This window comes from Lentzea albidocapillata (assembly GCF_000719115.1).
In the GTDB taxonomy this organism is placed as follows: domain Bacteria; phylum Actinomycetota; class Actinomycetes; order Mycobacteriales; family Pseudonocardiaceae; genus Lentzea; species Lentzea albidocapillata.
Map to the genome: position 1 here is coordinate 83686 of NZ_JOEA01000026.1, position 11667 is coordinate 95352.

At 61.7% G+C, this 11667-nt stretch carries 12 protein-coding genes; 6 read left to right on the forward strand and 6 right to left on the reverse strand.

All coding sequences use genetic code 11. From position 1 onward, the window contains the following. Positions 1-15 precede the first annotated feature (15 nt). The 4 genes from IG04_RS46900 to IG04_RS0136025 all read right to left on the reverse strand — a co-directional run bounded on the left by IG04_RS46900 (position 16) and on the right by IG04_RS0136025 (position 3029). Positions 16-1269 carry a hypothetical protein gene (locus IG04_RS46900; protein ID WP_144065545.1) on the reverse strand — a complete coding sequence of 418 codons (1254 nt, stop codon included), beginning with the start codon at positions 1267-1269 and terminating at the stop codon, positions 16-18. Positions 1270-1390: 121 nt separating this feature from the next. Beyond that, entirely contained in the window at positions 1391-1807 is a 417-nt protein-coding gene (locus IG04_RS0136020) for an NUDIX hydrolase (RefSeq protein ID WP_030481217.1), read from the reverse strand. After that, the gene (locus tag IG04_RS45895) at positions 1800-2468 is read right to left on the reverse strand and encodes an NUDIX hydrolase (RefSeq protein WP_084401932.1); all 669 of its coding nucleotides are present in this window, start codon (positions 2466-2468) and stop codon (positions 1800-1802) included. The genes IG04_RS0136020 and IG04_RS45895 overlap by 8 nt, the downstream gene beginning before the upstream one ends. Before the next feature lie 147 nt (positions 2469-2615). After that, complete coding sequence (locus IG04_RS0136025; RefSeq protein ID WP_036016599.1) at positions 2616-3029, reverse strand: helix-turn-helix domain-containing protein; 414 nt, start codon at positions 3027-3029, stop codon at positions 2616-2618. A 169-nt stretch (positions 3030-3198) separates the two neighbouring features. Between IG04_RS0136025 and IG04_RS0136030 the strand changes: the two genes are divergently transcribed. From IG04_RS0136030 to IG04_RS45900, 6 genes are all read left to right on the forward strand, one after another. Continuing rightward, entirely contained in the window at positions 3199-3477 is a 279-nt protein-coding gene (locus tag IG04_RS0136030) for a helix-turn-helix domain-containing protein (protein WP_030481219.1), read from the forward strand. Further along, a complete protein-coding gene (locus tag IG04_RS0136035) occupies positions 3474-3830 on the forward strand; it encodes a WhiB family transcriptional regulator (protein ID WP_030481220.1) in 357 nt (118 codons plus the stop codon). Before IG04_RS0136030 ends, IG04_RS0136035 begins: the two co-directional genes overlap by 4 nt. A gap of 2 nt (positions 3831-3832) precedes the next feature. Then, positions 3833-4162, forward strand: coding sequence for a hypothetical protein (locus IG04_RS0136040; protein ID WP_030481221.1), 330 nt, complete (start codon positions 3833-3835; stop codon positions 4160-4162). Continuing rightward, positions 4159-5004 carry a hypothetical protein gene (locus IG04_RS0136045; protein WP_036016600.1) on the forward strand — a complete coding sequence of 282 codons (846 nt, stop codon included), beginning with the start codon at positions 4159-4161 and terminating at the stop codon, positions 5002-5004. Before IG04_RS0136040 ends, IG04_RS0136045 begins: the two co-directional genes overlap by 4 nt. Next, a complete protein-coding gene (locus IG04_RS0136050) occupies positions 5001-7169 on the forward strand; it encodes an FtsK/SpoIIIE domain-containing protein (RefSeq protein ID WP_051771380.1) in 2169 nt (722 codons plus the stop codon). Before IG04_RS0136045 ends, IG04_RS0136050 begins: the two co-directional genes overlap by 4 nt. A gap of 517 nt (positions 7170-7686) precedes the next feature. Then, positions 7687-8955, forward strand: coding sequence for a serine/threonine-protein kinase (locus IG04_RS45900; protein ID WP_159460496.1), 1269 nt, complete (start codon positions 7687-7689; stop codon positions 8953-8955). A gap of 1145 nt (positions 8956-10100) precedes the next feature. Here the strand turns inward: IG04_RS45900 and IG04_RS0136060 are convergent. Both IG04_RS0136060 and IG04_RS0136065 read right to left on the reverse strand, forming a co-directional pair. Continuing rightward, positions 10101-10997, reverse strand: coding sequence for a helix-turn-helix domain-containing protein (locus IG04_RS0136060; protein ID WP_030481225.1), 897 nt, complete (start codon positions 10995-10997; stop codon positions 10101-10103). Positions 10998-11073: 76 nt separating this feature from the next. Beyond that, positions 11074-11292: a hypothetical protein gene (locus IG04_RS0136065; RefSeq protein ID WP_030481226.1), complete on the reverse strand. Its 219-nt coding sequence runs from the start codon at positions 11290-11292 to the stop codon at positions 11074-11076. Positions 11293-11667 lie beyond the last annotated feature (375 nt).

Sequence of the window (11667 nt, forward strand, 5' to 3'; positions counted from 1 at the left end):
CTAGGGGCGATAGCCTCATTTATCAGGTAGGTCGAGATACTTTTTCGCTAGGAAGAACTCTGGGTTGTGCCGTAGCTCAAGTGCTGTCAAATAACCCCGATCAAGTATCTCGCGAACCAAATTGCGGATCTCCTCCTCGTCGTCGAGGAGGATTGATCGGTGAATCTGATATGAAGCTTCGGAAGTCCATTTCGCTACCCGTACATCTTCTCGCTGCGCGTCATCAATTCCGTCGGTGGTCAACAATGCATACCATCGAGCAACATCGGTTATATCGACCTCATTGCTGAGGGTCCCGGACTCTGGGCAGATCGCGCGCGCTATTGCAAATTGGCCTCGACTCATTTGCTCAAATTGTTCATGAGCCAGCCATGTTCTTGCTGTCTTCCAGTTTGGATGGCTATTTTCGCTCTTGGCAAGATGGGAGTCGCCAAATCCTATGGTCAGCCTTGAAGCAACAGTGAGAGTGCAGGAAACAAACCGAGTCACCTCCAGGGGATCTAGGGTAAGCACCGTGTGGTCTGAGGGAATTGTGTATCCGCAGTAGGATGCTTTCTCTCTTAGTTTGGAATCGATGGAACCGCCTCTGTGGATTATGCAGTTCCTCTGATGAGACATCCAAACGACACTGAGCCACTCTCTCGGCCAGTCAGACGTCCTCTTGGGTAGCTTAATGCCGCAGTGGCTTGCAAGAGAGGAAAGCCAGCCTTCCACTGGGCCTCGGGCTATTTCGACTGCCTGCTTCTCCGCAATTGCCGCGACAGCGCCTTGCGTCGACGGGAGCGAGAGAACGGTTTCAAGATCAATCGTTGGGTTGCCTGGAATGGCGCGCGGATGAAGCTCAAACAAGCTTCTTAGTAGTTCCGTGCAAAGGACTTCCAGTGCCGACGTTATGGACATCATCGCCGCATCGGTGGCGTAGCGGTCGCGGTCGACGTCCGATCGAAACTTCATCATCCCGTTCGCGACTAGGCGCACAACTGATTGAACGTCATCATCTTCATCGGAGAAGTCAATTGTCTCGATATGACCGGTTTTTCCTTGTCGGCCAGCCTCTATCACACGTTCAATCATTGCCGTGTAAGTGTCGATGAAGGCGCTTACTTTTTCGTGTTTCTCGGGGGCTACGTCGCGGAACACGTTTATGAGGTGGTCGTCAAAGGTCGTGCTTGTACGTGACTCGGCCGCGCAAGTGGCTATTGCCATCTCTGCGGTGGCGCAAAGGCGCCCAAATGCCCCCCAAATCCGGGCGGCAAAGAATTGGTCCATAGCGGGCCATCATAGCGTCGACTGCGGCGCAGTCAAAATGATTTCGCCGAGATTGCAATACGTGGAGAGTGTGCGGTAAGGGTCCGGTGAGCGCGCAACATCGGACCCTTGCCGCCTGCATCTATTTCTTCAAGGTCGAATCGAGATAGTCTTGTACTGGTGCGAAGAACGGGTACGGGACGTAGGTGGTCAGCTCGTCGTGCTTGACCCATGCGAGGGAGTCAAGTTCTTCATCGTCGACGACGCTGGCTTCACCCCCGACAGAGTCAAACGCGACATAAATCATCGTTCGACCCGTGTTGGGATGGACTCGTTCACCGAGCTTTTTGCCATCGGCGACTGTGATCCCGGTTTCCTCGTTCGCTTCGCGGGCAGCTGCGTTCTCCGGAGACTCGCCAGCTTCGACTTCACCAGCGGGAAACTGCCAGGAAAGACTGCCTTCTTTGACTCGACGCCGGACGAGCAGTACGGCGCCATCCTGAATGATCACGGCGGCCGCAATCGGTGGCCGCTGATCGTCAGGTGCCTTTTCACTCACTGTTTCGTACCTCCAGGGCATCCATTATCGGAGGAAAGATGGTCTCTGCGGGGATGAACCGGGTGAGTCGGTCGCTTGGTGTCCAAATCACGCTGACGTTCTCCACGACGTCCATGTTCTGTGCCTCTCCACCTAGGTACTCGCAGAGAAGGTACTCACAGTACACCTGAGTGATTGGGTGCAACCGGCTGCCGAGGTGCCGTGTCACGCGGCAATGAACGCCGGTTTCGGAAAGTGTTTCGCGGATAGCTGTGGTCTCGGCTGATGCACGAGGCTTGATCATTCCTGCGGGGAACTGCCAGGAACTAGAGCCGTTGTCTTCACGGCGCTGGACCATCAGCACATTTCCGTCACTCACGACCACTGCGATCGCGACGCGCAGAGCGTGGCCACTGTCCGATGTGGCTGGTGGCTGCTCTGGAGGTTCCTGTGGTGTTAGCTCCACTGCGAACCGCGCTCGTACTGCGGCCGATGCTCGCTCAAGCACGCGGTCTAGGAGTTGCTGTGTCTCGTGACGTGGTTGGCTGTTGGGCTCCGCGTGCCACTTCGCGACTGTGCGCGGAGAGATGCCGAGTGTGGCGGCGAAGGTCTCGTTGGACTCACGTAGTGCGCGCTGGAGTGCGGTCGCTGTGCGGCCGGTCCAGTCGTGCACCAGATCCACGGCTTACACCGCCACTCGCTGGCGAAATGCAGTGGAGTTGCATGGATCTTGCAGTGGTTTTGCATGGGACCTGCATGGTTTGTGCGCGGTTTCCGGCGTTGACTCATCGGCATGAGAAACAGCCATTCGAACCCCTCACCCCCAGAGTTATTTGCGATCGGCCTCAAGGCTTCCGGCAATCTTTTCGACGCTCTCGCTGATCTGTCGAACCTGATCGGTCAGAGCATCGATTCCGCCGAGTCTGGCGACGATTTCGCGCAACTGATGCTCGATCACGGCCAGTCGGCCGAGAACGTCATCGTCGCGGGCTGCAGGTTCTCCGACCTGCGGCGGGATACGACCGCCGAGTATTGCCTGCAAGTGGTTGGGGTGCCAGTCCAGGGCAACCGAGAGCGCTTCGAGCGTTCGTTCGCTTCGCCGGCGCTGAACGGTGTTGTTCTGGAGTTCGCCAACGATCGCCTTCGACACCTGCGAGCGCTCCGTGAGTTCTCGCTGATTGATGTCGAGTTCGGTCATGCGCTGGTTGATCGCCCTTGCGACCGCACTCCAGTCGTCCGCCACGTATTCCTCCGTGCTCCGCCTCGCTGTCGAGCGTAGCGCGGAGGCAATTCCGCGGTCCGCATAACGACAGCGTGGCTGCGGTTTTGGCTCCCTTTGCATCTGGATGGGATGAAATCATCCCGAGTTATTGGTCGAAATCATCCAGTCTTGCTTAGAAGGGCCCAATCCAATGAACGAGAAAATCGAGAACGCCCGTCCGGCGTTCTACACAGTCAGAGAGGCCGCCCGGATTCTGCGGGTTGCGCCTTCCACTCTCTACCGAGTGATCAGGGAAGGCGACTTCCCTGCGGTTCAGCTCCGCACGCGCTACGTCGTGCCTGCTGTTGCGCTTGAACAGCTGCTCACCGAAGCGACAGAGACCGGTGGCCTGGTCGACCCCTCGCGGATTGCGGCGGAGCGTCGCGCGGCCCGTGAGTTCGAGCAGAAGTCCGGGGGTGCGTGGCGATGACGACCCCGGAGAGCTACTACGAGGTGATCGCGGCCGAGCTCGACCGCTACGCCAAGGTCCCTGATGACGTGCTGATGGAGATCGTCACTCGTGACGGCACGTGCATGTGGTTGTGGGCCAAAGAGGACGGCCCGGAGTGGCAGGGCGAGGAGATCACGGATCGGGAGTTGGCGGCTCGCCTGTGCGAGTCGTGTCCGGTGCGGCGGCTCTGCCTTGAGTGGGAGCTGCGTCTTGCGGGTGAGCATCAGTTCGGCGTGTGCGGCGGACTGACCGGAGAGGACCGGCGCGCGCTGTACCTCGTATGGCGTGCCCGCCGTGACCGGATGAACGAGGACCAGGACGGAGGGCAGTAATCGTGACGATTAACGTGACGCCAACGCAACTGCTCGCCGCTCTGGGCGTGGTGCTGCTGGTGCTGTGGGTCTGGCAGGCGAGTTCCCGCCGGGCGAAGGCCGTCGCCGACACGGCCCGCAAGGGAGGCCGTCTGCTCTCGCTGACCGGGCGGGTGCTGATGATGGCTGCAGTCATCGTCAGTGTGCAGTGGGTGGTGATCACGCATCGGAGTGACACGGTGTTGTTGCTCGTGGTGCTGGGCCTGCCCGCACTGTTCGCCGCGTACACGCTGACCCGTGCTCTGACGATCACGGGGTGGGACGACTCGCCCCGCCGGGGTGGTCGGCGATGAACACGCTCACGAGGGTGAAGGAAGGGGTGGCCGCCTTCGGGTGGCCACCCGCCGCCCCGGCAGCCGCGCGGCTCGCCGCCGACGCGGCGGAAGCGGCCGAGCTGCGCGCGTACGCCACGCATCCGGACGTGGTGGCCCTGCGAGTCGAGCGCGTCCGGACGGAAGTGGACCGGTTGTGCTGGGCGGGGATCGTGCTCGGTCTCGGGTTCACCATGACCAACGTGCAGTCGTTTGCGGCAGCGGGCACGCCGGCGTGGTCGTTGCCGTGGCTGGCGGCGTGGCTGCTTGATCCCACGGTCTCGCTGGTGCTGCTGGCGATCCTGCGAGCCGAGCAGGTGACCGCTCGGTATCAGGTGCGCACGGGTGTGTGGACGCGGCGGGCGAAGTGGTTCACGCTCGCGGCCACCTACGTCATGAACACCTGGCACTCGTGGGCGGCCGGTTCGGTCTCGGGTGTGGTGCTGCACTCGGTTCCGCCGCTGGTGGTGTTCGTCGCCGCCGAGGCTGTCACGGACTTGCGGGACAAGCTCACCGAAGCGGTCACGGCCGCGTTCACGGAGGCGCAGCGACGTACGGCACCGGTCACCGCGGATTTGCCCGAGGAGACCACTACCGAGTCTGCGAAACCCAAGCGACGCAACAGGAAACGCTCTGGGCAGCGGGTGACGTTCTCCGACTACATGGCGGTTGCGCGTGAAGCGTGGACACCTGGTGTCGTCGTGAGTCCTGTGTGGGTCCGTGAGGTCACCACGTGCTCGCGTGGCCTGTCGTCTCGGCTCGCCGCAACGCTCGCGGCCGAACTGAACGCCGCAAACGCATCGGACGGAGGTGACCCACGATGACGAACCCTGATGGAGAGCTGGTCGGCGTGGACGCCTCCCTGCGGGTGCGGGCGGTGCTCGAAGGCGAGTTCGTGAACGACGTCCCGCCGCCCGTGCGGACGCCGTGGCGTCGGCAGGCTGTGAACTGGTGGCGGTGTTCACCGCGTGTGCCGTTGTGGGCGAAGGATCGCGTTCACGCGGTGCAGGCCGTCAAGGATCTCGTGGTGGCCGTGCTGCGTTCACCGTTCCGGTTCATGGGCGCGGTCGTGCGTGGGCTCGTGGTCGCGGTCCGGTGGTGGCGTTCATGGGTGACCGTGCGGGACTACCGGGAGGCAGCCGAGCAGTCGGAGAAGCTCGCGGACAAGTTCACCGACATTCGGGAGCTGACGCTGTTCCGGTGGAAGGTCACCGGGGCGATCGTGCTCACGGTGGCGGTCGTGGTCGCGGTGCTCGATCTCGTGTACGGGCACCGGGTGTTCTGGATCGCCGGCGTCGTGGTCGCCGTAGCACTGGCGATCCTCGGCAGGCGCAAGGACGGCAGTCCCGGACGTAAGGCGGTGCTTGCGGGTCCCCGCACGCTCACGTGGACGATGGACCCCCAGGTACTCGTGGACGCGTTCAGAGACGCCAAGCTCATCGGGAAGGACGAGACCCTGCGCCTGGTCGACCGGGCCACGCGCAGGGGTGAGGGATGGGCGATCACGGTCGATCTGCCCGCGACCCGTAAGGCGGCCGACGTCGTGAAGCATCGCGAAGCGCTGGCGTCCGCCCTGGCGGTGGATGAGATCCAGCTCAGCGTGGAGCGCGTACGCGGCAACGGCGGGCACGCCGGACGGGTGGCGATGTGGGTGGCCGATGAGGACCCCTACGCGAAGCCGCCCATCCGGACACCATTGCTCGGGGTGCACCGGTGGGACGCGTGGCGGCCCGTGCCGTTCGGCACCGACGCACGCGGACGCCGGATCGACCTGCCGTTGGTGTGGACGTCGGTGCTCATTGGCGCAATCCCTAGGCAGGGCAAGACAATGGCCGAACGGCTCGCGGCCGCGGGCTTGATCTTGGACCCGCACACCAGGCTGTACGTGGCGGACTTCAAGAACGGCAAGGATTGGAAGGCTGCTGAGCAGGTGGCGCACCGGTTCATGTCCGGTGACGACAGCGAGCATGTCTTGGCGTTCCTGGATTGGCTCGTGGAGCTGGTCGCCGATGTCCAGGGCCGCTACCGCCGGATGCAGGATCTCGATGACCTGACGTGTCCTGAGTCGAAGGTGACGCCGGACATGTCGCGTGATCCATCCCTGGACATGCCGATCACGGCCCTGGTCGTGGACGAGGTGCAGATTCCGTTGGAGGATCGTACTCCCGTTGAGGTGCAGGGGAAGAAGCTCACTGCTGGCGAGTACATCGGGGAGTTGCTGACCTGGTTGGCGAAGAAGGCGCCTGCGGCTGGTGTGATCTTGGTGTTGGCGACGCAGCGGCCCGACAGCAAGACCATCCCGTCCAGTCTGCGGGCGGTGCTCGGCTCACGGTTCGCGTTGCGGGTGATGGATTGGCGCGACAGCAACATCATCCTGGGCGAGCAGATGAACACGCGCGGGTACGACTCCAGTCGTCTGTTGCCCTCGCACAAGGGGGTGGGCATTCTGCGGCCGGACGGGGAGACCCAGGCGGGTGTGGATGTGCTGGCGCTGATCGTGCGGACGTTCTACATGCCCAACGAGGACTGGCGGGAGATCTGCCAACGTGGACGGGCGCTGCGTGAAGCGGAAGGCACGCTCACTGGGCACGCGGCCGGGCAGACAGCGCAACCGGTGCTCGATCACGCGTCGGTGGCGAAGGCAATCGGCAAAGGAACACCTGTACCCGCCGATACGGAACGCGTGGACGAGATCGCGTTGCCTGAACCGCTGGCGTCCGTTGCGGACTATCTCGCCGATGGCCTCGCTAACGACGATGGCCGGGACTTCGTACCCACGGCTGAGTTGGTGGACGCGCTGGGAGTCGAGCCCAAGGGGTTCGGTCTCGACATGTCCGCATTCGGCTGCCGTCCGACCCGCGACCGGGTGCCCACCGAGGACGGGATGAAGCAGGTACGCGGTTACGCCATCGCGGACATCCGCGCGGCGATCGAGCGCGTCCGCGACGCTGCAGTGATCGAAGCGGAGATGATCGACGATGACCAATGACCCGTCACAGACGGCCCTACGAGACGCGTCATCCGTCACACACCCCGTGACAGGTGCAGAACAGTGTTCACCAGCGGAAACAGGCCACCGTGACGGGTGTGACGGGTGACGGGTAACCCGTCACAACCATCTGAAAACGGGCGTGTGCCGCGCCCATGTGGCAGGGGCGCGGCACACGCCTAACCTGTCACCGCACGATCGTCCATTGCGAACGCAATGGGCGGGCTAGTCAGTTGGGACAAGGCCGGTGTACGGCGTGCAGCGCCGCCCGGCCGACCGGCGCAGCGAAGCGGATGCCGGGAGTGCCGGGGTGGAAGGTGTTCGCCGTACGCGCGGGACGTGCCGCCAGCGGCGGCCTTGATCCTGTAGAGCCAAATTCGGCACTTAGATCGAGAGGTGGGAGAGGTGGCCTCTGCAGCTTCGCTATCCCTCGTAACGGTGGAGGCGCTCCTGCCGACATTATGTGGGAGTATGATGCCTCATTGTCGTGCCAGGAAGGACGCTGGAATTGCGATACGTGAAGACCGCGCGCCTGGTTGAAACCGGCCATTCCATCTTATATGAGGCGCACGACAAAAAACGAGACGAACCCGTTGTCATAAAAGAGCTGAAGGTTTCGGAGGCGAGTCTGACGACCGCGCGCGATGTTGCGCGTTTCCGTCGCGAGTTGAGGGTGCAAAGTGAAATCGCCGGCCCGCACTTCATGCCTATCTTTGACATGTCAATGGATTCGGACCCGCCGTTCTATGTGATGCCTCGTGCGGAAAACAACCTCAAGAGCTTTGTGGATCAGAATGGACCGCTCGACACTGCGTACGCCGTCAGTATATTTTCTCAGGTGGTTGACGCGGTGGAGGTAATGCACGCGGCAAATGTCGTTCATCGAGATATAAAGCCAGAGAACGCCCTTTTGTACAACCGTAAATGGGTTCTTTCTGACTTCGGTCTGTGTCGGCAGCGCGAATCTGGCAGTACGGCCTTAACTTCACATGTTGGGCTAGGAACGGTCGAATATGCTGCACCCGAGCAGTTTAGGAACGCTGCTGCGGCAAATGAGCGTTCAGACATCTACAGTCTAGGTAAGGTGTTCTACTTTCTGTTGACGGGGAAAGTTCCCTGGCCGGAGGTGGATCTATCCAGAGTTCCCGGCGAGTTTGAATATATCGTCTCTCGCTGCACTCGCGAATATCCTATTAATCGCTATCAGAGTGTTGTTGATCTGAAGAAGCACCTGCTGATGTTGATGTTTCCGGACTCTGAACTTCAAACGCCCAGAGAGGTCGTTCAGGGTTTGCAGCAGCGCTACACATCGGGAGATGTGAGCACTCTCGATGAGATCATTCGTGTGATCCGTCAGAATTCGGACGATCAACGCTTGTACCTCGATGTTGTGCCAAGGCTGCACAAGAGCGTGTTGCTTGGGCTCGGCAGTCGGTACGAAACTGAGCTAAAGGAGGTTGTACGTCGGTGCTTTGAGCATGTGAGTGAGGTCCGGATCCAATTCGAATTTGTTGACACTCTCGCAGGCTTCCTGGATGCCATTTTCGATTCTTCGCGTGACGTAGAGTTGCGCGAGTACGCCATGACGACGCTTCTGGCGCTGGCACGCGACTACTCTCGGTGGAACGCGGCGATTGTGTTTGCCGATATTGCCGACAAGTGCGTCAAGGCGAATTCGACCTTTCTTCTTGTGGAGGTGCTCCGTGGGAACCCTGAAGGTGCGGATTTTGTTGCTCAATGGCTACGCGGGAAGTCAATGCCTCCGATCGTGCTGAACTGTCTATAGCGGGATATTTGGTAGTAACTCTACGATTCGTTGTGCTTGTGAAATTCTCGCGAGGGGTGGTTGGGTTGATTGGGCGGCAGTACTCGACTGGCTTTCGAGCTTGCCGGCGAGGTTCTGTCAACCTCATAGCCTTGCCGCTGGATTCATATGCAAGGGGTCGCGGGGATTCTGCGCATGTCGGCCGAATGTTCACGGAGTCTGATCGGAATCTCTTGGTTTCGGCTGCGGTGCTGCACGATATCGTTATGCGCCAAATCTGGTCGCGATCGGGTTTTATCCCTTGGATCGTGCGCGTTTTCTCTGGGCAGATTCCGCCCGATAGTAACTGACCAAAAAGTTCAAGCCTGACCGCGTTGCCGCTGGTCAGAGCTTTGATTTCACCCGGCGAAAGGTGGCGCCCCAGGCAGGATTCGATCCTACTACGCGCGGTTTACGTGATCGTGTGCCGCCGTGGCCGCGACGCGGCACGCTGATAGTCGTCCACCAGGCGAGCCAGCGCGTCCATCTGGTTACGCCACGGTCCACCATGCACACGCGCCATACTGGCGGTCTGTGCCTCCCAGCGACTACTGCGCCGCCCGGTCACCGACAACACCGGCTCCAAGAACCCCACCACGACCGGTGCATCTGTCGCCCCGGCCAAGACCCGCCAACCTGTCCGAGTCGAATCGGATGAGCGTTCGAGCCGCACCGTGTCCAGGTCCAGCGGAGCAGATCGCGTCGATCGCGGGGAGCGGCTCGTTCGCGGCTTCGCTTCTGTGACAGGTTTCGTGACAGCGGGTGCGAGCGGTTCGGCTGCCTCGGCAGCAGGAGCGGGTGTCACGAGCCGAGCGACTTCGGCAGTGGCACGCGTGAGCTGATGGGTGATCTGGTCCGCGTTGCCGTCCGTCAGTACCGCGTGACGCACCTCGGCAGCGGCAGCCTCGACAGCGGCTACGGCCGCCAAGACATCCCCGTGACGGGTGGCGACACGGGCGCGTCGAGCACGCTGCCGACACGCTGCGTTGTGATAGCGGGCCGGTCGCCCGCGCTTCGACCCTGCTTCGAGCGGCTGTCCGCATCCCGTGCACTTCACGACACACCACCCAATTCGTGACTAGTTTCGTGACGTACGGCGAGCGTAGCAGGTCGTGTCACGAAACTAGTCACGAATCTTTGGCGACGACTGGTCGGTGTGCGGTGTCCTTGAAGTGCTGTGCGGCCTTGACGATCGCTCCCGTCGTCACGGCGGCCGGGAGCGCTGCCAACATCAGCCGCTCAAACGTGTCCACGTAGGGCCGTCGCTCGGCCTCGCTCTCCAGCCACATTCCGCCGTGCGGGCAGTCGAAGTGCGCCACGTCATCAAACTGCGCCTCTCGAAACGACAACACCGAGAACGAGGCCATCGGTGCGAGTTCACCCACCCTGTCCGGCACGAGGAACACCCGCACGCCGGCGAGTTGAGCGAACGACGCGAGTTGGAACAACTGGTCCGCCATCACCAGCGCACCGCCGACCGGACGTCGCAAAGCTGCCTCGCCCAGAATGAGATCCATCCTGAGTGACGGACCGTCGCTCAGTTGCTCCATCACCTGTTCGCGGTGCTTGTTGGGGTAGAAGCGGTGCCCCTGCTGGGAGACGGCTTCGACCTGCACGCCCCTGATTTCAGCCGAATACTCGGGCGTCCAGACCAGCGGCGGCAACACGTCCAGTGCCACCGTCCGTACGTAGTTCGCCTCGGCTTCTACCTCGGAGTAGGTCCACTGGACACATGACGCCGTACCGCCGGTCACGAGGTCGAACATCCGGGGATCACGTGCCCGCTGCGCTCCCCAGAACACCGGTTCCCGCCGCACGTCGTCGATCTCATAGACCAGGGCAAGCGCCATGACGTCGGCATCGGTGATCGGGACCAGGCCGTTCTGCAGCATCGACGTCTTGGCCGATGACCAGTGCACGCGCTTGGTCACCTCGGCCAGGCTCAAACCGCTTTCCTTGCGCCACAAGGCAAGTGCACGCGCGACCGCGCGGTTCTGAAGGTTGGACTTGAAGTCCTTGGGCATTGTCGACTGACTCCGTGGTGATGTGATGAGGGAAGTCGACGCGGCTGCGCGCGCCGCGCCGACTCCCGCACCAGCCTCACTTGGGCTGGTGGCCTGGTTGTTCCGGAAGATCGAGGAGCGAACCGGTGCGCGGGTCCAATCCGAACTGGTGCAGCACGGTCATGCGGTACGCGACGAACCCGTACCTGACGAGCACGGACAGAGCCCCGTCGGGCGAAAGGTTCGCGTACTGCTGGACACGCTCCAACATGTCGTTGGTCAGTGGAGCGAGTTGGAAGTGACGCTCAACGATCACTGGATCTCCCTGGCCGGAGTGACAGGAAGCGGTGCGCGGAACAGGCAGCCGACGCACGGCATCCCTTCCGGCGCACTCAGCAGATCCGCTGTGCCGGGCTCAATCACGAGACCGCAGTAAGCCGCTAGGGAAGTGGGCATGGTGTCGTCTGGAGGCGTGGGAACGAGGTGACAAGTTCGCTGCGTCTCCCCAACAACTCCACGGCGGAGGCGAACGAGAAGGACTGGGGGATTCACTTCAGGCACGACGGCACCTCCGAACGGTCGAGCCGGTGCTTTTGTCAGCGCTCATGAAATTCCGCAGGTCTGAGGGGTTTTCGCTCACGTAATTCCGCAGGGCGTCGCTCACGTAATTCCCCACCGGGAGGGTGAGCGT